The sequence below is a fragment of the Phyllobacterium sp. 0TCS1.6A genome (genome assembly GCF_026420825.1).
GTDB lineage: Bacteria > Pseudomonadota > Alphaproteobacteria > Rhizobiales > Rhizobiaceae > Phyllobacterium.
Map to the genome: position 1 here is coordinate 517773 of NZ_JAPMAB010000003.1, position 20979 is coordinate 538751.

Genomic DNA, 20979 nt, shown 5'->3' on the forward strand with positions numbered 1-20979 from the left:
CTTGAAGATGGCTTGCAGGAATAGGCAAATTCATCGCGGTTTCGGGCATTCTAGCCATTGGAATCTTCCATTAGTTTGATGGGACCAGCCAACCGGCACAACCAGCGGCGAAACTTCGTAACTCAATCCGAGAAGGGGCATCACCAATGTCCGAACCCGATGCGCTGCCAACGATCGGCTATTCAGATGCGCAAGCAGCCAAAGGCGAGGCCTGAGCATGGACCCGCTTGGAAGCCTCATCAACTGGATAGCTGCTTATGGCATGTTCGGCCTGTTCGCGCTCGGCCTCGCGGAGCGTTTCGTGCCCGTTCTGCCATCCTACGGCGTCCTGGTCGCAATCGGCATTGCGGCCGTGGACAGCGCCTGGTCACTCCCGGATGCGATCATCTTCACCACCGCCGGAAGCTTTAGTGGAGGGCTGGCCTTTTACCTGCTTGTTCGAACCGTGGGGCGGAGCCGATCTACCCGGCTGCTGTACTGGTTTGGCAGGTTGCTAGGTTTGTCATCAGCGCGCATCGATAACACCTTGTCATCATTCCGGGCGCGTGAGCGAAGCCTGATCTTCATCTCCCAGCTCATCCCCGCCGTGCGCCTGATCGCGCCGTTGGTCGCCGGGCTTATTCCCGCGAACTTCCGGCGATTTGCCGGCGGAACAATATTGGGCATCGCTCTTTGGAATGGCCTGTTCATCGCCGTCGGCTACTTTGCCGTGCTGGCGGTTCCCGGGATCAATGCATCGGCCCTGGCGATCAAGGTGCTTGTTCTCCTCATCACAGTGGAGGTGCTGCTTGCGCTGGGATGGCGATTTGCCGTCCGTTTCGCATGGCGCGCGGCCGAAAACCGATCATGACAAGCGACCGCCCCAGACATGTCGTGGAACTGCTTGCGCCGCGAACGGCTTCAACAGGCAGCAGTCTGCCGACCAGGTTTGGCACGGTCCGCCCTGAGTGGGTGACGGATCTTGAGCAGGAAGACGAAAAGTCGCCGTTGCGCAGGCTTGTCATCGCCGGAATAACCACGATAGGCATCGCGTTTGGCGGATTCTTCAGCTGGGCCTACTCGGCCGAACTGGGAAGCGCCGCGATTGCAATTGGAACGGTGATCGTTGATTCGAAGCGCAAGACCATCAGCCATTTCGAGGGTGGTATTCTGGATAGCCTGCTGGTGCGCGAAGGCGATGTTGTAACAGCGGGGCAGCCGCTCCTCCGGTTGGACAATACGAGGGCCCGCTCGGAACTGCGGGCATTGCAGAGTCGCCGGGTCGGTTTGATTGCCAGACTTGCCCGCCTGCGTGCGGAACAAGCCACCGCAGCCAAGATCCAGTTTCCGGAGGAATTTGGTGCTGGGGATGATGTTACCGCCCGGAACGCCATGAAGGCAGAGCAGATATTCTTCGAAAAGCGCTCTTTTCAGAAGATAAGCCGTATCGACGTGCAGCGGAAAACCATCGAGCAACATACCGAGCAGGCGAAAGCGTCAGAGGCGCAAATAGCTGCAGCCGATCGGCAGATCGCCCTGATCACAGAACAGCGCGCCGCTGTCGCCGGTCTGGTCGACAAAGGGTTCGCAGAGAAATCCAGGCTCACCGAGATCGATGCAAGATTGAGCGAACTGGCCGGAAGCCGCGGTGAATATGCCGGCGACAAGGCAGTAGCAGAACAGGCGAAAGCTGGTGCGGAGTTTGCTCTTCATGGCATTGAAAGCGACTTGCAGTCGGAAATAGCCGGCGAGATCACGACGAACCAGATCGATCTTGCCGATACGGAAGAGCGGATTGTTGCGGCCAAGGATGTCTTGCGCCGGGTTGAGATAGCATCACCGCAAGCAGGTATCGTTGACAATATCCGGTTGCGTACACCTGGCGGCGTTGTTGCGGCTGGAGAAGCAATTCTCGATATTGTGCCTGAGAACGAGCCGATGATCGTCGAGATGATGATCAGTCCGCGCGATATTGATGGCGTGGCGGTCGATTCGGCTGTTCAGGTCAGATTGACTGCATTCAATCAGCGTTCCCTCTCACCGCTCGACGGCAAAGTCACCTATGTTGCCGCCGACCAGCTCATCAATGAGAGAAACGACACGGCTTATTTCGTCGCACGCGCCGAAATCTCCGCCCGATCATTGGCCGCCAATCCATCCATCAGGCTCTACCCCGGCATGCCGGCCGAAATTCTCATCGTCCATAAACCGCGTCGCGCCATCGACTATCTTGCCGGCCCGATTACCGACACGTTCAATCGGGCGTTCAGAGAAGACTAGCGACAAGAAAGTCAATCTGTTCCGGGGGGGCAGCACTCGTGCACAATAGCTACGCCGGGCACAATAGCTACGATTGTGCAGATATGTCGCTGTTGCCGAGCGCGTTGCCGCTCAGGAACGGCAGACTTGTCGTTGGAGTTCCCGTCAATGCCAGCATTGCATTCGCCACCGCCGGTGCGATGGGCGGTACGCCGGGTTCGCCCATGCCGGTCGGCCGGTTGGCGGATTTGATGATATGCGTTTCCACCGCCGGCATCTCGTTCATCCGCAAAATCGGATAACGATCGAAATTGGTTTCCTGGACGATGCCGTCCTTGAGGGTTACCGCGCCATAGAGAGCGGCCGTGAGACCAAAGGCGATCCCTCCCTCCATCTGCGCCGCGATCTGGTCGTTTGCGATGGAGATGCCGCAATCGACAACGGCAACGACGCGGCGGACGATAGGCCGGCCATCGACCAACCGAACCTCGGCGACCTGGCCGACGATGGTGCCGAACGCTTCGTGAATGGCGAGCCCGCGCGCCCAGCCGGGCTCGATCGGACTGTCCCAACCCGCCTTGAGGCAAAGCTCGTCAAGCACCGCCAGCCGTCGCTTATCCCCCGCCTTCTCGTAGAGTACACGCCGGTACGCCGCCGGGTCGAGACCGGCCCGCCGGGCAAGTTGATCGACGATATGCTCCATCACCAGGGCGGTATGGGAATGACCGACCGAGCGCCACAGGCCGACCACTACCGGGAAATCCGGGGTAAAGATCTTCCCATCGACGGTTGCGGCGGTCGAGAAGTACGGCGAGTTGGTAATACCTTCCGTCGCCAGATTGTTCGGCCCAATGGGAAACAGCGCCTGACAAACGCTATGGACGCGCCAACGCGTGGGGAAGCCGTCAACTCCGATTTCAACCCAGGCACGATGATGCGACATTGGCCGGAAATAACCCGACATCATCTCATCCTCACGGCTCCACATCAGCTTGACCGGGCGCCCGGCAGTCCGCTTTGCGATCAGTACACATTCGACGAGATAGTCGGAGCTCATGTTGCTGCGGCGACCAAACGATCCGCCGGCCGGCACAATCTCGATGTCGACCTTTCCGGGGATGGTCCGTGCCGCGAGCGCGCCCAGAACCTGATCGATCGTCGCAGCATGGGCTCCCGACGTAATCGCGACGTCCCAGCCATTCACCTGGGCGACACAGTCGAGCGTCTCCATGGGCGCATGCGCGAGATAGGGAAAGTCGAAGACGAACTCCGCGACGTCGCCGCCATTGAACGCGATCTCTGGATTCTCGCCCTTGGAAAAGAACGTACTCGGTTCCACATCGCCGCGTTCTGCCGCCAGGTCGTGATAGTGGTCGACGAGCTCTTCGGTTGAACGCTTTTCGGCTTCGCCATCGTCCCATTCGATGCGAAGTGCATCGCGCCCCCGCCAGGCGGCATAGGTCGTTTCGGCAACCACCGCAACGCCGGTCTCGATCGCGAAAACGTCAACAACGCCCTTCACCTTCCGCGCGTCGGACGCATCGAATCGCGACAGCTTGCCGCCGAAGCGTGGGCTATGCGCGACCATTGCAACGAGCATGTCCGGGCGTTGGATGTCCTGCGTGTAAACCTGGAGGCCGGTGCTTTTCGGAAGGCTGTCCTTGCGCCGCACCTTGTCGGTACCGATCAGGCGATAGTCCCCTGGCTGTTTGAGCACCGGCGATTCCGGCGGCGTCTGGCGCGATGCGTCGGCAAGGAGTGCGGCGAAGGTGGCCGTGCGGTTCGACGCCGGGTGTGACACGATACCGTCGCGCACGTCGATCGAGCCACTCGGAACGCCCCAGCGAAGCGCGGCCGCGCCCACGAACATGGCACGTGCCGCGGCACCGGCATTGCGCATCAGATCCCAATTGGATGCAATACCGTTAGATGCACCTGTGACCTGTGGGCCATAGGCACGAAAATTGCTGCGTGAATCGATGACGCGTATCTTGTCCCAATCCGCGTCGAGCTCCTCTGCGACCAGTGCAGCCAGCCCGGCATGGATACCCTGACCCAATTCCTGCTGCCTGCTGACGATCGTTACCCAACCGTCCTCGGTTATGCGAATGAATGGACCGAAGGCACTTGGCTCCGGGTCGCTGCCGCCGCCCTGCAGGATGGCGCCCAGCGCCTGCATCGGATTGGTGGCAGCATAGCCGACGATCAGCGCACCGCCGACCAGCGATCCGCCCAGGATCAAGCGGCGGCGAGACATCCGGAAACGCTGGTTCCTGGCGGGGGTATCGGTCATGGACATTCTCCTATCGGGCGCAATCGGCTCACTGAGGGCACGCTGCGCCGGTTTCAAGCCAGGCTTTGATCAGCTCTCCGAACTGCTCCTGAGTGCCGGGTGCGGGTTTGCGGTCTGCGCCGGGGTGCCAGGCCCAGCCGACCAGTCCGTCCTCCGTCACGTGATGAAGCAGTTGTTCGCGCGTCATGTGCGACCGTGCCGGATCGAGAAGCTGCCGGCAGATATCGCCAAGGCTTTTGCCTTGCCAGGCCATTTCGATAGGCGCGAGCGTCCAAACTGGATTGCCGGGCACGCCGGATGGCTCGAAATTCGTGTCCCCGTGGCAGGTCGAACAGCGCAGCGTCGGTTCGCCGCCCCCATCCGGGCCCCGTGATACCCACGGCATATGCGGCCGCAGCGTATCCGTCTGCGTTGGCCGATCGGTTGCCGCATGGCAGTTCATGCAGCGAGGGTGCTGGACAACGCGCCCGGCTTCCTCGAACAGTGCCACAGAACGTTTGCCCTGGTCGGCGATCACAGCGAAGTCGGCGACCAGGCGCAGGCGTTCGATCTCGACCGGGTGCAGTCTGGTTTCGATTGGCTGCGTCAGCGGCATGGTTCTGGGATACAGCGCATAAGCAAGACCGCCCGCACCCGCCACCACGATCAGTCCAAATATGGACAGGAGGCCAACTTTAAGTCGGCGACGCCAGGTCCGGAATGCGGATGCACGCCGGCTCATGTGGCGCTACCCAATTTCAGTGCCGCGTCATGGATCGCGGCACGAATCCGGTTATAGGTGGCGCAGCGACAGATGTTGCCGCTCATCGCCAGATCGATATCGCGGTCCGTGGGCTTTGGGATGGTCCGAAGCAACGCGATCGCGCTCATGATCTGCCCGGATTGACAGAAGCCGCATTGTGGGACGTCGTGCGCAACCCAGGCCTCCTGGATCGCCCCGGCCTCGGCGCCATCTACGGCCTCGATCGTAGTGATCCTTGCGGACGAGGCCGCCTCTAGCGACAGCGTGCAAGAGCGCGCCGGAACACCGTCGACGTGCACGGTGCATGCACCGCACTGCGCCATCCCACAGCCATATTTGGTACCGGTCAGCTTCAGCGTGTCGCGCAGCACCCAGAGAAGCGGCGTATCTCCGTCATCATCGACACGGTAATCTTGGCCATTGACGGAAAGCGTGTAAGGCATGAACAACTCTCAGGATTTCAGCGATTGCCCGAGAGTAATCTCTTCTCCTCCGGACGAACACGCGCGATCCTTCAGAAAAGCTGCCCATTCCTACGAGTACGCGCATGGTCCGTTCGTGGCCTGAAGGGTCAAGTGCCCAGCGCCGCCTTCACTCGTTCCTGAGTGAACGGATAGTGACGAAGCCGCACGCCCCCGGTGAGCCGCGCCACGGCGTTGGCGATGGCCGGGCCGGTGGGAGGAAGGCCTGCTTGACCAATGCCGCCAAAAGGGCTCCCGGGCGTCGGCACCACGGCTACCTCTATTTCGGGCGCCTCGGACATGCGGATTACCCGGTACGTGTCGAAATTCTGCTCTTGCACCACACCGCCGACGACGTTGATCTGCTCAAACAGCGCATGGCCGGTGCCGTTAGTGATGCCGGTGATCATCATTGCCTCGATATGGACGGGTTGGATCGCGACACCAGGATCGATCGCGCACCAGACTTTATGCACCCGGATTGCCCCGGTGTCGCGATCGAGCGAAACCTCGGCAACCTGCGCGCAATGCGAGCCGAAGGCGTCGGAGTAAGCCAAGCCGAGCCCCCGGCCGTCACGCGCCCGGTCCCACTCAGCCATCCGGGCCACAGTCTCTACCACCTTGCGTGCGCGGGGCTGGTCCTTGAGCAGTTCCAGCCGTAATGCGACGGGATCGACCCCTCGGGCGGCAGCAATCTCGTCAATGACGCATTCGATCGCGAATCTCGTGTAGCCGACGCCCACCGCGAACCAGAATCCGATTGCGAGACCCTTGTCCTGCCTTAGATATTCGATCTGATGTGCTGGCACGGCGTAGTTGAACTTTGCGCCCTCGGTTACGACGTCGTCGTGGCCCCCTGCCTGCGCGAAGACAGGCGGCAACGTACGTGCAAAGATCGAGTCCGCTACGATGCGATGACGCCAGCCGACGATATTCCCCTCCGCATCGAGCCCCACCCGGACATGCTGTGCTTCGAGTGGCCGGAACGTGTCGTGCTGGAGGTCGTCCTCGCGGCTCCAGATCATCTTGACGGGGCGGCCCTCCACGGCTTTCGCCAGCGACACGGCGTCGACGATGAAATCGGCCTCCGCCTTGCGGCCAAATCCACCGCCGAGCAGCGTTGTATGCACCTTGACCTTGTCGGGCGTGGTGCCGACCACCTCAGCCGCGAAGCCCTGTGTGCCCGTCGGACCCTGGGTAGGCGCCCAGATTTCCACCGTATCGCCGTTGACGAGTGCGGTGGCATTCATCGGCTCCATGGTCGCATGGGCAACATGGTCGCTCATATAATCGACCTCGAGCACGGTCGCGGCACCGGTAATCGCTGCCTCTGCGTCACCATTGGTGTGCGCAGGAACTCCTTGCATCCGGAGGTCGCGGCCGATAGCGCGGTATTCGTCGATCAGGCCCTGACTGTTGTAGTCGCGGACCCGTGACGTCTGGCTCCAGGTAACCTTGAGCAGGTCTTTCGCGCGCTTCGTCGCCTCCACCGTTTCGCCGATGATGCCGACGCCGTAAGACAGAGGCACGATATGGGTGATGCCCGCCACATCCCGCGCTTCGGCATCGTCGATTGTTTCGGGCCGCTCGCCTTGCACCGGCGCACGCAGTACTGCTCCGTAGAGCATGTTCGGAAGCTGGACGTCGATACCGAAGACTGCTGTTCCATCGGTCTTCGAGGGCACGTCGATGCGCTGGATTGCTCTGCTTCCAATATAGCGCCACCTGTCGCTTGGCTTCAGGTCGGCCTCCGTCGCCTGCGGCAGCGGATCAGGGAGTGCCGCCCTGGCGGCGATCTCGCCGTAGTCCAATGAGCGGCCCGAGGACGGATGCACAACCCTGTGCGGCTCGGTCTCGAGTTCCCCCACCGGCACGTTCAGGATGCCGGCCGCGCCGGCCAGCAGGATCAACCGCGTCTGGGCGCCGGTCAGGCGAAGCAGTGCATTGTAGCCGCGCGTCGACTCGCTGCCGCCGGTGAGCTGAATTCCGTAGAATCCGGGGTTGCCATAGGTCTCGGCGTCGGAAGGCGCCTGGACGATCCGTACGCGGTTCCAATCGGCATCCAGTTCTTCGGCAACAAGCAGCGGGAGCGTCGTTGTAATACCCTGACCCATCTCGACGGCCGGCGAGACGATGCTGACCGTGCCATCCGCCGCGATCGTGATCCAGGCGTTGGGACGGAAGTTGCCTTCGGCGGCGGCGACCATGGCCGCACCGTAGGCGAGATCGGGCAGTCCTCCGAACGCCACTGCGATGCCGACGCCACCGACCGTCATCAGGAAGCTGCGCCGCGAAAGTATGCGGGATTGGGGGTTCAATATCCGATTCATGGCTCAGCCCTCCCGCGCGGCGCGTTCAATGGCGCTGATGATGCGCACATAGGTCCCGCAACGGCAGATATTGCCGTCCATATGAGCGACAATCTGTTCGCGCGTGGGGTCGGGGTTGTGCTCGAGGAGTGCTGCCGCCTGCATGATCTGTCCGGACTGGCAGTAGCCGCATTGCGGCACCTGCTCGACAATCCAGGCCCTTTGCAGCGGATGGCTGGCGTTCGGGGACAGGCCCTCGATGGTGGTCACCTGCCGCCCCGCCACGTCCTCCAGGAAAGTCTGGCAGGAACGCGCCGGCTCTCCGTCAATATGGACAGTGCAGGCGCCGCATTGCGCAACTCCGCAGCCGAACTTGGTACCGGTGAGCTTCAGATGCTCGCGAATTATCCAAAGCAGCGGCGTATCCGGTTCGGCGGTGACATCGACCGCGTTCCCGTTGATCGTGAAGGCTGTCATCCATGTTCTCCTCAATCTGGTGATTGACTTTCGAGGTAATCGATAATGGCGGCTCGTTGCGCCGCATCGGGGATGCTGACGGTCATCCGTGTGCCGCGTATCATTTGGCGCGGCGCGGTAAGGAAGGTGTCGAGCGACTGGCGGTCCCAGACGATGCCTGAAGACTGCATCGCGCCGGAATAATTTGCACCTTCGACGCTGCCGGCGGTCCGGCCGACGATGCCGAGAAGCTGGGGACCCATTTTGCGCTGCCCCGGTTCCATGCTGTGGCAGGTGGCACAACGTTGCTGGAACAGGCGCTGTCCATCCGCCTCCTGCGCAGCGACGGAAACCGGATAAAATAGTCCGGCAAAAGGCACGAGGATCGCAAGCAGCGCCGGTGCTGTGATGCGACCGGCCGCATTCGCCGCTGTGGCATGGATCATGTTGCTAATCACTGTGTCGCCTCCAAATTCAAGCGACACGATAATTATGCCCGCTGAAACGATCTATGCTTGGAAATCCGTCATATCTTTTCGATCGTCCGAGTTTGGACCCGAAACTCCCAGTAATCTGGTCGTCACCAATCGTTACATCTTCGGCACACCCAGGGGACATCACGATGGCAATATGCGGCCAGTGAAGCGACTTGGAGAAGGCAGATGCAGATCGGACTTTGGGAACTCCGCGAGCTCAAAAAAGCACTCACCAGTTTCTGTGAAGACAATGGACTTGAGCTGGGCGACGAGGCCGCGCTCAGGGCAGCGCACCAACTGCTCCAACTGGCCCAACAGCAATCGCTAAGCGCCGATCGGTTGCTTCGCCAACTGCGCACCCAGAACGCGGGTCCAACTGTGGAAGTCCGGTCGCAACAACCCGCGGAGCACCGAAAAGAGGCTGGCCAGGTTCTCCGGCCATAGCTCGATTACACATTGATACACTTTTGGCGATCTGCGGCACACCCGCGCGACAACTCCCCGCTACGTTCCGTTGATCGCCATGGCGCAACGGTTGCGTGGTGTGCCTCCTGGAACAACTTTTTCACATGGTGTCTAGAATGATCCGACGTTACCGACGCGTCCTGCTCCAAATGAGTCTCGTCCTAAGCTGCGCCCTTGCCTTGCCGGGGTCCAACGTCGAGGCAGCTGCCCAGCAGCCGGCTGAAGATCCGGAAGTAAGCGTTCAGACACTGCAGCAAAGAAACGTGACGCTCACGCGCGAATTGCCAGGGAGGACAAGCGCCCATCTTGTCTCCGAGGTCCGACCCCGGGTGACGGGCACCATCCTGCGGCGCGTTTTCAGAGAGGGCAGTCTCGTCGAAGCCGGCGACGTGCTCTACGAACTCGATCCGACGCCCTTCGAGGCCAATTATCGAAACGCGCAAGCGGCCCTTCAGCGGGCAGAGAGCGCGGTTCCAAGCGCTCGCGCGCGGTTCGATCGCTACCAGAGTCTGAGCACCACCAATGTGGTCAGCCAGCAGGAGCTTGATGAGGCGCGAACCCAGTTGCTGCAGTTTGAGGCGGACGTTGCAGCGGCAACAGCAGCGGTGGAGACGGCTCGGATCGAGCTCGCCTACACGAAGATCGTGGCGCCGATCAGTGGACGCGTCGATGGTTCGACCGTCACGCAAGGCGCCTTGGTCACCCAGAACCAGGCGCAGCCCCTGACGACAATTCGCCAGCACGATATCATCAATGTCGACCTTGTGCGGTCGAGCGCCAGCCTCCTGGCGTTAAAGGCGCTCACATCCAACAACGCCAGGTCAAACGAAGAATTTGTAACGGTCGAGCTCAAGCTCGAGGATGGTTCGCGCTACCCCATTCCGGGCAAGCTGCAGTTCATTGGATCTTCCGTCTCGCAATCGACAGGGATGGTCTCGTTACGCGCCGAGTTTCCCAATCCCGACGGCATCCTGATGCCGGGAATGTATGTGCGTGCGCTGATCGAAGAAGGTTCTGTCGAGAACAGTTTCCTCGTGCCGCAGCGTGCCGTTTCCCGCAATCCCCGCGGTCAGGCGACGGCAAGGTTCGTCAATGGCGAGATGAAGATCGAGGAGCGAATTCTGACTGTCGATCGCACCATCGGCAATAGCTGGCTCGTCACTGCCGGCGTGGCCGAAGGCGACCGCGTCATTGTCGAGGGATTTCAGCGAGCGGGAGTGGGGCGGCAGGTCCGCACAAAGGATGTGATCGTTGAAGATCAGACGGGGGAATTGAGAGATGTGCAGCAAGCTTCTGCACCGCCGCGCGAGGCCCAGGACGTCGCGAGATCGCCTGCTCCGTCGCTTCAATAGGATTCTACATTCATGTCCCGCTTCTTCATCGAACGACCGATCTTTGCCTTCGTCCTCGCCATAGCGATCATGATGGCTGGCGCTTTGTCGATCCCGACGCTGTCGATATCCCAATACCCTCAAATCGCACCGCCCGCTGTCCGGATTACAGCAAATTATCCTGGAGCTGATGCGAAAACGGTCGAGGATTCGGTTACCAAGGTAATCGAGCAAGGCATGACCGGGATCGACAATGTCGACTACATCTCATCGAACTCCGCAGCCACCGGTGAAGCTTCGATCACGCTCACATTCACAAATGATGCCGATCCCGACGTGGCGCAAATGCAGGTCCAGAACAACCTTCAACTCGTCGAGGCGCGGTTGCCGCAAGCCGTGCTGGACAGCGGTTTGACGGTCTCGAAATCGACGGCGAGCTTTTTCCTGATTGCCGCTTTCGCATCTTCCGACGGCAGTCTCAACGGGAACGATATTGCCGACTTCATCGATACGTCGCTAATGGACACGTTGAGAAGGGTGCCGGGCGTTGGCGAGGCGCGGCTTCTGGGCTCCGACCGTTACGCCATGCGTATCTGGCTCGATCCCGACAAACTGGCGCAGCACGGTCTGATGGCCAGCGATGTGACGCAGGCGGTGCGAGCGCAAAATACCCAGGTCTCCGCCGGACAGCTTGGTGCCCTGCCGCAACGACGTGGCCAGCAACTCAATGCGACGGTCACGGCAGGGAGCCGCCTGCAAACGGTAGAACAGTTCGAGGAGATCATATTGGATAGCGCCGCAGATGGCTCCGTTATCCGCCTGAACGATGTTGCAAAGGTTGAGCTCGGTGCCGAGAGCTACAACAATTCGAGCACATATAGCGGCACGCCGGCTGCCGGGATTGGTTTCAGACTGACGGCCGGGGCCAATGCGTTGGAGACGGCCGAGGGCATACGCGCCGAGATCGAGCGGCAACGCGTCAATTTTCCATCGAGTGTGGACGTCCATTATCCGTTCGACACATCGCCTTTCGTCCGATTGTCGATCGAAGGTGTGGTGGTGACCCTCATCGAGGCCGTCGTCCTCGTCTTTCTGGTCATGTATCTGTTCCTGCAGAACATCCGGGCAACGATCATTCCAACATTGGCCATTCCGGTCGTATTGCTCGGAACGTTCGCTGTCCTGGGGCTGTTCGGCTATTCCATCAATACGCTCACAATGTTCGGCATGGTGCTGGCTATCGGTCTCCTGGTGGATGATGCCATCGTCGTTGTCGAGAATGTCGAGCGGGTAATGGAGGAAGAGGATCTCGGCCCGCGTGAAGCGACGATCAAGTCGATGGGCGAGATCAGCGGCGCTTTGATCGGCATAACGACGGTTCTGGCCGCGGTGTTCATCCCGATGGCGTTTTTCTCGGGTTCCGTCGGCATCATCTACCGGCAATTCTCAGTTACGATTGTCACGGCGATGGTCCTGTCGGTTCTTGTCGCGCTGGTTCTCACGCCAGCTCTTTGCGTATCGCTCCTCAGGAAACCGAAACATGGGGGCGCCAAGGCCGCACCATTCCGATGGTTCAATGCCGGCTTTGCCAGCTTCACTGGCATGTACCAGCGGACGACCCAGGCCCTTCTTCGCCGCATGGCGATTGGTGTCATCCTGTTTATCGCAATTGCAGCTGGAGTTGGCGCTCTGTTCACCAGCCTGCCTTCTGCCTTTCTACCTGAAGAGGACCAAGGGCGCCTCGTCACGGCGGTTCAGCTGCCGCCCGGTGCGACTGCCGATCGAACGCGGCGGGTCCTCGATCAAGTGATCGAACACTACATGACCAACGAGGCTGATTACGTCGAGGGAATTTTCGGATCGGTTGGCTTCAGTTTCGGCGGGCAAGGGCAGAACGTTGCGACCGTGTTCGTGGCTCTCAAGGACTTCGAGCAAAGACGAACACCGGAGTCCACGGCGGCGGCGATTGCACAACGAGCCATGGCCGCTTTCAGGAGTATATCAGATGGCCGCGTGGTCGCGCTTGCTCCCCCGGCGATCCCCGGCTTCGGAAACAATAGCGGCTTCGATTTCTTTCTCCGCGACACGGGCAATGCCGGGCACGAGGCCCTCATGGCTGCACGGAACCAGCTCCTGGGCGCTGCCACGCAGAATGAGAGATTGACCGGCACGCGTCCGAACGGACAGGACGATACGCCGCAATTTTTCGTATCCATAGATCGTGACCGCGCAAGTGCCTTGGGCATCGAGCTGTCGGATATCGACTCGACGCTGTCTACCGCGTGGGGCGGCACATACGTCAATGATTTCCTGGACCGTGGCCGCGTGAAGCGCGTATATGTGCAGTCCGGCGCGGAATTTCGCATGCAGCCCGAGGATTTCGAGCGCTGGCATATCCGAAATAATGCAGGTGAGATGGTCCCGCTTTCGTCGTTCTCGACCGGGGATTGGAGCTTCGGGTCGCCGAGGCTGGAGCGCTATAATGGTGTCTCTGCCGTGCAATTGCAGGGTTCACCCGCGGCGGGAGTGAGTTCTGGACAATCGATGGAAGAGGTCGACCGCATGGTCGACGATCTGCCGGAGGGTTTTTCACACCAATGGACCGGATTGTCGGCAGAGGAACGGCTTGCAGGGAACCAGGCGCTCCAGCTCTACATCATCTCGGTGATTGTCGTTTTCCTGGCACTGGCGGCACTTTACGAAAGCTGGACGATACCTTTCTCCGTCATGCTTTCGGTTCCAGTGGGCATTTTGGGAGCCTTGGCCGCGGCAAGCTATTTTGGCCAGTTGAACGACGTCTACTTCAAGGTGGGCTTGCTTACGACGATCGGGCTTACGGCCAAGAACGCGATCCTTATCGTTGAATTTGCGACGGTGGAGGAGTCGAAGGGCAAGACACTCATCGAAGCGACGATAGAGGCGGCGCGTCAACGCCTGCGACCCATTCTCATGACCTCATTCGCCTTCATCCTCGGCGTCTTGCCACTGGCGACCGCGTCGGGTGCAGGCGCTGGCAGCCAGAATTCGATTGGCATCGGCGTGATGGGCGGAATGATTTCCGCTACGCTTCTCGGCATATTCATGATCCCGGCAGTGTATGTTGCAACACGGGCGTTGACCAGCATCGGATCATCGAGGTCACCCCGCTCTCGGCCGCTGGCCGATGCGCCGGCGGAGTAGCAGCCAGGTTCGCTTCGCGCCGCGTGCGGCAGCTATGCGGAACCGACCCCAAGGACAAAGGCTGTGAAACTTTGATACACTTTTTCGACTGCGAAACCCCGCCTTTTTAATGTATCGTTCATCGAGAAAAGGGTACCAGCATGGACGAAGCCGCACATATCGTGGTCGTTGACGATCACGGCGATATTCGAGATCTTGTTCAACAATATCTTGAACAGCAGGGTTACAAAGTCAGCGCCGTGGAAGGCGGCGCTGCGCTGCGACGTCTTCTGGAAAAGCAGGTCGTCGACCTGATCGTCCTTGATGTGATGATGCCAGGTGAAGATGGACTCTCGGTCTGTCGGCATCTGCGTGCATCGAGCGGGACGCCCATAATTTTCCTGACCGCGATGGCGGACGACACGGACCGGATCATCGGACTGGAACTCGGTGCGGACGATTATCTGGTGAAGCCGTTCAATCCGAGGGAGCTGTTGGCCCGCATTCGGGCGGTACTGCGCAGATCCAGCAATACGCCTTTGCAGTTCACGGGAGCAAACCCGAAGAATGTCCGCGTCGGACCCTGGCGCGTCAATCTGGGGCGCCAGGAGATTTCCGGTGACGATGGCGTCGGAATTCCTCTCAGTTCAGCCGAGTTCCGTCTGTTGAAAGTTTTCATCGGGCGGCCGGGTCTTGTCCTGAGCCGGGAGCAGCTTCTTGATCTTACGGTCGGTCGAACCGCCGATATCTTCGATCGCAGCATCGACAACCAGGTCAGCCGCCTGAGAAAGAAGATCGAGGACAATCCCAAGAACCCGACGATCATCAAGACGCACTGGGGTGGCGGATACAGCCTTTCGGCAGAGGTATCCCTGGAATGATAAGAATCTGGACGAGAAGCCTTGCTGCGCAGTTCATCGGGTTCACGCTCGCGGCTTTGCTTATAGCCCAGGCCATAACATTCGTAATCTCGTGGAAAGAGCATTCGAAGGCGCTGGATGCGGCCGCAAAAAGCGAATTCTTCAGTCGCGCGCGCACGATGACCCTTCTCGTCAATGAGGCTGTGCCCCAGTTTCGGCAGCAGGTCCTTTCTGCCAGTGAAACCGGCGATTCGCGATTCTGGATCAGCGATAGCGACGCTGCAGACGCGCCCTCATGGCGAATGGAAGCAGTCAGGCAATATACCCGTCCGCTCGATAATTATATCGATCTCGTCCGGCTCTTCGAAGGTGGCACGGCAGTAGCACAAATACCCAGCGCCAAGAAGGTTGCATCTTCCAATCATGGCGAAGACTGGAAAACTCCGTATCAAGACATATGGGCGCTGCCCCAACCCGTCAAATATACCTACTTCGACGGAGCGCGTGGATACGGGATGGTCGTGAAACTGGATGACGGACGGTATTTGAATGCGGCCTTCTACATGAAACAGGATAGCTGGTGGACGTCGACATCCTTCAGCTCGCTTGCTCTGACCGCCGTCGTGCTCGCGATAATCGGTATCCTGATAGGAAATCGCATTGCCCATCCCCTCAAGAGTCTGGCGAGAGCCGCGGAGGCACTGGGGCGCGGGGAGAACCTGCCTCCGTTGGAAGAGAAGGGACCCGAGGAAATTCGGCGGACGGCATCTGCCTTCAACCAGATGCAAGCGCGCCTGCACCGGTTCATCGATGACAGGACGAAGATGCTCGCCGCGATTGGTCATGACCTGCGCACTCCGCTGACCTCTCTCAGGCTGAGGACGGAGTTCGTCAAGGACGTGGAGATACAGCAAAAGATGCTGATGACGATCGAAGAGCTCCAGAGCATGACCGAGGCCGCGATCGCGTTTGCTCGAGGCGAATCGACGGAGGAAGAAACCCGTCCGATCCAGCTGGAGGCGTTGATCGGCAGCATATGCGACGATCAGGAGGAACTGGGCCGACCTGTAACCCTGATCCCTGCCGACAAGATCGCTTATCGGTGCCGGCCGGATGGGCTTAGACGTGCGATACGCAATGTCATCGAGAACGCAGTCCGATACGGTGATGAAGCCAAGGTACTCATTCTTCAAACGGCAAACAGCGTCGATATTGTCGTCGAGGATCGTGGCCCAGGTATCCCGGAAGAGATGAGAGAAAAGGTCTTTGCTCCCTTCTTCCGATTGGAGACATCCCGCAACAAGGAGACTGGCGGAATCGGGCTTGGCCTTGCGATTGCACGAGCAGTCGCTCGTCAACATGGCGGCGATATCATCTTCGTTTCCAAGGATGTCGGAATGCAGACGATTATTTCTCTGCCGCGTCACGACGAAGGCGAGGGCGGGCATGCCATCGACCCCAAGCGCTGGAGATTTGCGACGGCGGCAACGAGGTTCCGCCGCGGACGACAGGCAAGCCCAATCTCGTCCTGATCGATTTCTCGGCTCCTTGTTCCAAAGAGCCGAAGACGACAGCGCTTATCTGTTGCCCATATCCTGCACTGCCGCTCATCCTGAGGGCGGGCAGATTATTCGTCAGGACTCAACCTCCGATAGTTTCCACTTCGCTACCGCCGCCGCGACATCTCGTTACACTTGATTACAGTTCAAACCGCCCCGGGGACATTCCTGGGACAGGGTTGCGGTAGGCTTGCCTCAAGTCGAAACCGAGGTCGGCAACGCGCGATAGGCCCAGCCGTCGTGCCGATAAAGACCCAAGAAATAAGAGGTAACGTCATGGAAAATTACCGCGAGGATTATGTGAGCCGCGTGCAAAGCAGAGCTTACGGCGGTGTTCGCAAACTGCTTGTCGATGTACTGCTCCTGGCCTTGATCGTCGGGTTTGGCCTGGCGATGAATTCCCTGGTGGCCTGATCGACCGGAAACCGTCGGATGAGGCGCTCCGGAACGGCCGTGGTCTCGAGACCCCAGCAAGCGCTTTCCTATGGTGTCCGCGTCAGGTATTTGGTGTGGAACCGTACGTACCCGGCCTCGGTTTGCTTAAGGTGGCCTTTGATGAGTGTATGGAATTCCGGCAACCGATAGAATGGCACCCCTGGATATGCGTGATGCTCGGCATGGTATGGCATGTTCCACGCGAGCTTACGGACCAGCCATGTCGTCGTTGTCGTCCTGCTGTTCTCCAGCATGTTGGCGACATAGGGGCAACGACCATGCTCGGCAAGCAAGTAAAGGCGCAGGAAAGGCTGCCCCAATATTGCGGGTATGATCCAGACATAGATGAGGGCAGCCGTCTGCAGATATATGGACGTTCCAGTCACAACGGCGTAGCCGAGGATCATCATCTGTGCCTCGCGGCGGACCTTGTTGCGCCCCTTTGCCGGTACGAATGGTTCGCTGCCATATCCCATGGCATTTACTCCGAGCGTCTTCAACTGGCTGTACCAAACCTGAATCCCGCTTATGTGGACGAGATATTCCCGCACGGTTTCAGGCTTTGGTTCCGCTAGTTCTGGATCATTGTCCGGATCCTGAGTAAAGCGGTGATGAGCAAAATGAAAGTAGCGGAACCAGTCCGCCGGCAGGACAATCATGAAGCTGCACACCCGCGCGACAATGTCGCTCAGCCACTGCGTCCTGAAAGGCGTACGGTGCACAGATTCGTGTAGAAGGGTGAACAAGAACACGATCAAAATGCCCTGCGGCAGAACAAGCAAGGGCCACAAGGGCACACGCACGGCAATTAGCCAGCCGAGGACAATGATAGCGCCCCAATGTCCCGCCAGTTGAATAATACCCGCAATATTTGACTTGGCGGTCAGATGGTTGCGTTCCTCCGGCGTCAATGATGCGATAATGGTTCGGTGATCCATCGGACTTTCCCAGGTTGAACAGATCGAGAGATTGGACCCTACGCAACGAGGTGCCTTTTCCAAAACGACGTTTTATGCGATTATGATAAGATGAACTTATCTATTTCTCTCGTATGAGCGCCTTTTCTCTCCGTAGTTTAGAGGCCTTCGAGGCTGCGGCTCGCTGCGGCAGTTTCGTAGCGGCCGCGAAGGAGCTTTCGGTCTCGCCAGCCGCCATCAGCCAGCTTATTCGTGCGCTTGAGGACCAGGTGGCTCGAAAACTGTTTCACAGGATCAATCGGAGCGCCGTACTCACGGAAGCGGGCAGGGAAATTCTGCCGCGGCTGGCGATAGCCTTTGACGAATTAAGGAGTGTTTCTCGCGAATTGAGTGGTGGTGAACGACGACCCTCGCTGGTCGTGTCGGTACCACCGTCTGTCGCAATGGGCTGGCTTTCAACCCGGTTGCCAGACTTCATTGCGGTACATGGTTTGGTCGACATTTCACTCAAAGGTGAGGAGGATCCGGTCCCTTTCGAGCGTGATCTGATCGATATCCGGTTGTCCTATGGACGCTTTCATTATCGGGACCACGATTCGGAAGAGATTATGACAGATTCCGTCTATCCCGTCTGTTCACCAGGTTTCCTGGCCGAGCATGGATCATTGGACACGCCTGCGAGCCTGTTGACGGTGCCGCTCATCCATACGGATTGGGGACCTGCCGCGGCAAGTTTTCCGTCGTGGCGCAGTTGGTTTGATACGGCATTGGTAGTGCCGACTGGGGATGTACGCAAAGGCCTAACGACAAACTCGTCAAGGGCAGCCCTTGATCTAGCCCTGGGCGGACTGGGCGTAGCGTTAGCGCAAGGCATGTTTGCTGCCAGGCCAGTCGAAACCGGCACGCTTATCAAACCCGTTAATCACGCGCTTGAACTTGCTCAACCCTATTTCCTGACCATACCGCGACGGAGTGTCAAGAAGATGGTGGTGACGGCCTTCAAGGCATGGTTTTTGGAAGAATGTACGAGATCGATAAAATCGCCAGTGCTGCAATGAAAGGCACGAATTGCGAAACATCACATTGGCGTTGTCACGTTGGTTTTCCGTGGCAACGGGCTTCCCTCCGGCCACCGGATGGTGCCAATTCTCCAGGACTATTGCCCGCCTTTTGCGGGCTTCGATCGGCGCTGACTTTACCCAATCGAATGATGCTGATGGGCACCTAGCCATGACTTCTCGATTACGGCCATTTATGATGGCGGACATAGTCGAGGAAGACCCGCATGGCCGCACTGGTGTGCCGCCGGCTCGGATAGTAGAGATACCAGCTCGGCAGTTCCTGCTTCCAGTCGCCGAGCAATTCGACGAGCCGGCCCTGTTCGACGTCGGCGCGGGCATAATCCTCGAAAAGATGGGCAATGCCAGACCCCGCGCGGGCAGCCTGTAATTCCTGATGGGCCGAACTCAGCGTCAGCCGGCCTTTCGGCGTGATCTCCACCTCTTCGCCGTTCTGCCCGAATCTCCACGTCGCCATGGTCCCGCCGGGGAAACGGCGACGGATGCAGTCATGCTGCAAGAGATCGCCCGGCACTTCTGGATGGCCGCGCCCGCGCAGATAATCGGGCGAGGCGACGATGGCATATCGCAGCGCAGGGCCGAGCGGCATGGCGATCATGTCCTGTGCAAGCTGGTTGCCAAAGCGCACGCCGGCGTCGAAACCCTGTTCGACAATATCGATGATGGCGGCATCGCTGATGATTTCGACATTGATGTCGGGGTAGATTTCCATGAAGGCGAAGGCGAGGGGGCACAGGATATGGTCGGCCGCCGGCCCCGGTGCATTGATGCGCACCGTGCCGGATGGGCGCTCGCGCAACTGGTTCAGATCGTCGATCGCGGTCCGGATATCGTGGAGAGCGGGCCGCAGGCGCTCGAGCAACTGCTCACCGGCTTCAGTGGGCGCGACGCTGCGCGTCGTCCGGTTCAGCAGGCGGATGCCCAACGCCTCCTCGAGAACGCTGATCGACTGGCTGACCGCCGACGACGATACGCCCCGTGAAAGCGCTGCGGCCCTGAAGCCGCCACGGCGCACCACATCCTCGAATATTTCCAGACTGTCCAGGCGTAGTGGCCGCATTGCAAAGCCCTGCTTAATAAGCTGATCTATTTTGATTAGCTTATCCGTACGACCGATCCGTGTCATCCCTTGTGAAGCCGCGCAACGCATCATCCGCGGTGAGGCATCGAGACGGGATGAGGAACATGGTCGAGATCACGTTGAACCGCAGGAAGATCATGCTCACGGCCGCGTCGGCCGCGGCAGGGCTGGTCCTGCCAACCGGCGCGGCGCTAGCCCAAGCCGCTCCCACCGCCTCGCCCCCGATCAAGAGTGGAAATGCCGGCCATTATCATTTTCGCATCGGCGATATCTCCGCCACCGTCCTGAGCGACGGGTTGATCGGAGGCCCGCCGCGCGTCTATGCCAGTGATGCGCCGGAGTCGGAACTGCAGGATGTCCTGAGGCAGGCTTTCCTGCCCGCCGACCGCCTGACGCTGAACCTCAATACGCTTCTCATCGAGACGAATGGAAGGCGCATTTTGCTCGAAGCCGGTGCGGGACTGACCATGGGCCCGCAAGGTGGCCGCATATTCGCCAACCTCGCCGCCATTGGCCTGCAGCCTGACGACATCGATATCGTCGTCGTTTCGCACACGCATCCGGATCATGTCGGCAATCTTCGCGCCCCGGATGGCGGCAGGGCATTCCGGCGGGCGATCGTGTTTGCACCGCGTGCCGATTGGGACTTCTTCATCCGCAACGATCCCGACCTTTCCTATATGCCGGTGCCGGAGGATTTCCGCCGCGATTTCGCAGCGGCGATCAAGCGCAGCGTCGAACCGGTAACCAACGGCATCGAACTCTATGAACCCGGTGCGGAGATCGTTCCCGGCCTCGTCACGCTTCCGGCATTCGGCCATACGCCCGGGATGGCAAACTTCCTCGTCCAGTCCGGCAACGACCAGCTGCTGCTGACCGCTGACCTCGCCTACCATCCGATCGTCAATATCGACCGGCCATGGCTGCCGGGGCCGGATCGCGACAAGGATGCGGCCCTCGCATCCCGCCGCCGCATCTTCGATATGGCGGCGGCGGACCGGCTTCTCGTCCTCGGCTTCCATTACCCGTTCCCCGGCCTCGGCCGAATGCTCAGGACGGATGCGTCCTATGCCTGGGTCCCGATCAACTGGCAGTTCTGACCGCTGAAACACCAAGCC

General features: G+C 59.7%; 18 protein-coding genes. 10 read left to right on the forward strand and 8 right to left on the reverse strand.

Annotated elements, in window-relative coordinates:
• Nucleotides 1-217: 217 nt before the first annotated feature.
• On the forward strand, nt 218-850 hold the full coding sequence (locus OSJ75_RS10740) for a DedA family protein (protein ID WP_267227986.1): 633 nt from the start codon (nt 218-220) through the stop codon (nt 848-850).
• Nucleotides 847-2259 (forward strand): HlyD family type I secretion periplasmic adaptor subunit, encoded by a 1413-nt coding sequence (locus OSJ75_RS10745; protein WP_267227987.1) that lies wholly within the window; start codon nt 847-849, stop codon nt 2257-2259. Before OSJ75_RS10740 ends, OSJ75_RS10745 begins: the two co-directional genes overlap by 4 nt.
• A 67-nt stretch (nt 2260-2326) precedes the next feature.
• Here the strand turns inward: OSJ75_RS10745 and OSJ75_RS10750 are convergent, their stop codons facing one another.
• From OSJ75_RS10750 to OSJ75_RS10775, 6 genes are all read right to left on the reverse strand, one after another.
• Nucleotides 2327-4531, reverse strand: a complete 2205-nt coding sequence (locus OSJ75_RS10750; RefSeq protein ID WP_267227988.1) for a xanthine dehydrogenase family protein molybdopterin-binding subunit — start codon at nt 4529-4531, stop codon at nt 2327-2329.
• 28 nt (nt 4532-4559) lie between these two features.
• Complete coding sequence (locus OSJ75_RS10755; protein ID WP_267227989.1) at nt 4560-5252, reverse strand: Isoquinoline 1-oxidoreductase subunit; 693 nt, start codon at nt 5250-5252, stop codon at nt 4560-4562.
• Nucleotides 5249-5716: a (2Fe-2S)-binding protein gene (locus tag OSJ75_RS10760; protein WP_267227990.1), complete on the reverse strand. Its 468-nt coding sequence runs from the start codon at nt 5714-5716 to the stop codon at nt 5249-5251. The genes OSJ75_RS10755 and OSJ75_RS10760 overlap by 4 nt, the downstream gene beginning before the upstream one ends.
• A gap of 128 nt (nt 5717-5844) precedes the next feature.
• Complete coding sequence (locus tag OSJ75_RS10765) at nt 5845-8064, reverse strand: xanthine dehydrogenase family protein molybdopterin-binding subunit (protein ID WP_267227991.1); 2220 nt, start codon at nt 8062-8064, stop codon at nt 5845-5847.
• Between the two features lie 3 nt (nt 8065-8067).
• Nucleotides 8068-8520, reverse strand: coding sequence for a (2Fe-2S)-binding protein (locus OSJ75_RS10770; RefSeq protein WP_267227993.1), 453 nt, complete (start codon nt 8518-8520; stop codon nt 8068-8070).
• 11 nt (nt 8521-8531) lie between these two features.
• Nucleotides 8532-8984 carry a c-type cytochrome gene (locus tag OSJ75_RS10775; RefSeq protein WP_323748358.1) on the reverse strand — a complete coding sequence of 151 codons (453 nt, stop codon included), beginning with the start codon at nt 8982-8984 and terminating at the stop codon, nt 8532-8534.
• A 177-nt stretch (nt 8985-9161) separates the two neighbouring features.
• Here OSJ75_RS10775 and OSJ75_RS10780 point away from each other — a divergent pair, with 177 nt between their 5' ends.
• The 6 genes from OSJ75_RS10780 (at nt 9162) to OSJ75_RS10805 (ending at nt 16763) form a co-directional block, all read left to right on the forward strand.
• Nucleotides 9162-9419: a hypothetical protein gene (locus OSJ75_RS10780; protein ID WP_267227996.1), complete on the forward strand. Its 258-nt coding sequence runs from the start codon at nt 9162-9164 to the stop codon at nt 9417-9419.
• A 170-nt stretch (nt 9420-9589) separates the two neighbouring features.
• Nucleotides 9590-10792 (forward strand): efflux RND transporter periplasmic adaptor subunit, encoded by a 1203-nt coding sequence (locus tag OSJ75_RS10785; RefSeq protein ID WP_267228055.1) that lies wholly within the window; start codon nt 9590-9592, stop codon nt 10790-10792.
• Nucleotides 10793-10804: 12 nt separating this feature from the next.
• Complete coding sequence (locus tag OSJ75_RS10790) at nt 10805-13951, forward strand: efflux RND transporter permease subunit (protein WP_267227997.1); 3147 nt, start codon at nt 10805-10807, stop codon at nt 13949-13951.
• Nucleotides 13952-14091: 140 nt separating this feature from the next.
• The gene (locus tag OSJ75_RS10795; RefSeq protein WP_267227998.1) at nt 14092-14811 is read left to right on the forward strand and encodes a response regulator; all 720 of its coding nucleotides are present in this window, start codon (nt 14092-14094) and stop codon (nt 14809-14811) included.
• Nucleotides 14808-16322 carry an ATP-binding protein gene (locus OSJ75_RS10800; protein ID WP_250015501.1) on the forward strand — a complete coding sequence of 505 codons (1515 nt, stop codon included), beginning with the start codon at nt 14808-14810 and terminating at the stop codon, nt 16320-16322. Before OSJ75_RS10795 ends, OSJ75_RS10800 begins: the two co-directional genes overlap by 4 nt.
• 303 nt (nt 16323-16625) lie before the next feature.
• Complete coding sequence (locus OSJ75_RS10805; RefSeq protein ID WP_250015500.1) at nt 16626-16763, forward strand: hypothetical protein; 138 nt, start codon at nt 16626-16628, stop codon at nt 16761-16763.
• Nucleotides 16764-16831: 68 nt separating this feature from the next.
• Here OSJ75_RS10805 and OSJ75_RS10810 read toward each other — a convergent pair whose 3' ends face one another.
• Complete coding sequence (locus OSJ75_RS10810; protein ID WP_267228000.1) at nt 16832-17722, reverse strand: fatty acid desaturase family protein; 891 nt, start codon at nt 17720-17722, stop codon at nt 16832-16834.
• Between the two features lie 113 nt (nt 17723-17835).
• Between OSJ75_RS10810 and OSJ75_RS10815 the strand changes: the two genes are divergently transcribed.
• Nucleotides 17836-18759 (forward strand): LysR substrate-binding domain-containing protein, encoded by a 924-nt coding sequence (locus OSJ75_RS10815; RefSeq protein WP_267228002.1) that lies wholly within the window; start codon nt 17836-17838, stop codon nt 18757-18759.
• 184 nt (nt 18760-18943) lie between these two features.
• On the opposite strand, the gene OSJ75_RS10820 is transcribed toward OSJ75_RS10815, so the two are convergent.
• Complete coding sequence (locus OSJ75_RS10820) at nt 18944-19906, reverse strand: LysR family transcriptional regulator (RefSeq protein WP_416362546.1); 963 nt, start codon at nt 19904-19906, stop codon at nt 18944-18946.
• Between the two features lie 92 nt (nt 19907-19998).
• Here OSJ75_RS10820 and OSJ75_RS10825 point away from each other — a divergent pair, with 92 nt between their 5' ends.
• Nucleotides 19999-20961 (forward strand): MBL fold metallo-hydrolase, encoded by a 963-nt coding sequence (locus OSJ75_RS10825; protein WP_267228056.1) that lies wholly within the window; start codon nt 19999-20001, stop codon nt 20959-20961.
• Nucleotides 20962-20979: the final 18 nt, after the last annotated feature.

Bases quoted from the DNA above. Each gene is read 5' to 3' on its own strand.
- OSJ75_RS10815 (WP_267228002.1), top strand. From the start codon at position 17,836: ATGAGCGCCTTTTCTCTCCGTAGTTTAGAGGCCTTCGAGGCTGCGGCT.
- OSJ75_RS10805 (WP_250015500.1), top strand. From the start codon at position 16,626: ATGGAAAATTACCGCGAGGATTATGTGAGCCGCGTGCAAAGCAGAGCT.
- OSJ75_RS10825 (WP_267228056.1), top strand. From the start codon at position 19,999: ATGCTCACGGCCGCGTCGGCCGCGGCAGGGCTGGTCCTGCCAACCGGC.
- OSJ75_RS10740 (WP_267227986.1), top strand. From the start codon at position 218: ATGGACCCGCTTGGAAGCCTCATCAACTGGATAGCTGCTTATGGCATG.
- OSJ75_RS10770 (WP_267227993.1), bottom strand. From the start codon at position 8,520: ATGACAGCCTTCACGATCAACGGGAACGCGGTCGATGTCACCGCCGAA.
- OSJ75_RS10790 (WP_267227997.1), top strand. From the start codon at position 10,805: ATGTCCCGCTTCTTCATCGAACGACCGATCTTTGCCTTCGTCCTCGCC.
- OSJ75_RS10745 (WP_267227987.1), top strand. From the start codon at position 847: ATGACAAGCGACCGCCCCAGACATGTCGTGGAACTGCTTGCGCCGCGA.
- OSJ75_RS10760 (WP_267227990.1), bottom strand. From the start codon at position 5,716: ATGCCTTACACGCTTTCCGTCAATGGCCAAGATTACCGTGTCGATGAT.
- OSJ75_RS10780 (WP_267227996.1), top strand. From the start codon at position 9,162: ATGCAGATCGGACTTTGGGAACTCCGCGAGCTCAAAAAAGCACTCACC.
- OSJ75_RS10810 (WP_267228000.1), bottom strand. From the start codon at position 17,722: ATGGATCACCGAACCATTATCGCATCATTGACGCCGGAGGAACGCAAC.
- OSJ75_RS10795 (WP_267227998.1), top strand. From the start codon at position 14,092: ATGGACGAAGCCGCACATATCGTGGTCGTTGACGATCACGGCGATATT.
- OSJ75_RS10750 (WP_267227988.1), bottom strand. From the start codon at position 4,531: ATGACCGATACCCCCGCCAGGAACCAGCGTTTCCGGATGTCTCGCCGC.
- OSJ75_RS10785 (WP_267228055.1), top strand. From the start codon at position 9,590: ATGAGTCTCGTCCTAAGCTGCGCCCTTGCCTTGCCGGGGTCCAACGTC.
- OSJ75_RS10820 (WP_416362546.1), bottom strand. From the start codon at position 19,906: ATGACACGGATCGGTCGTACGGATAAGCTAATCAAAATAGATCAGCTT.
- OSJ75_RS10800 (WP_250015501.1), top strand. From the start codon at position 14,808: ATGATAAGAATCTGGACGAGAAGCCTTGCTGCGCAGTTCATCGGGTTC.
- OSJ75_RS10755 (WP_267227989.1), bottom strand. From the start codon at position 5,252: ATGAGCCGGCGTGCATCCGCATTCCGGACCTGGCGTCGCCGACTTAAA.
- OSJ75_RS10765 (WP_267227991.1), bottom strand. From the start codon at position 8,064: ATGAATCGGATATTGAACCCCCAATCCCGCATACTTTCGCGGCGCAGC.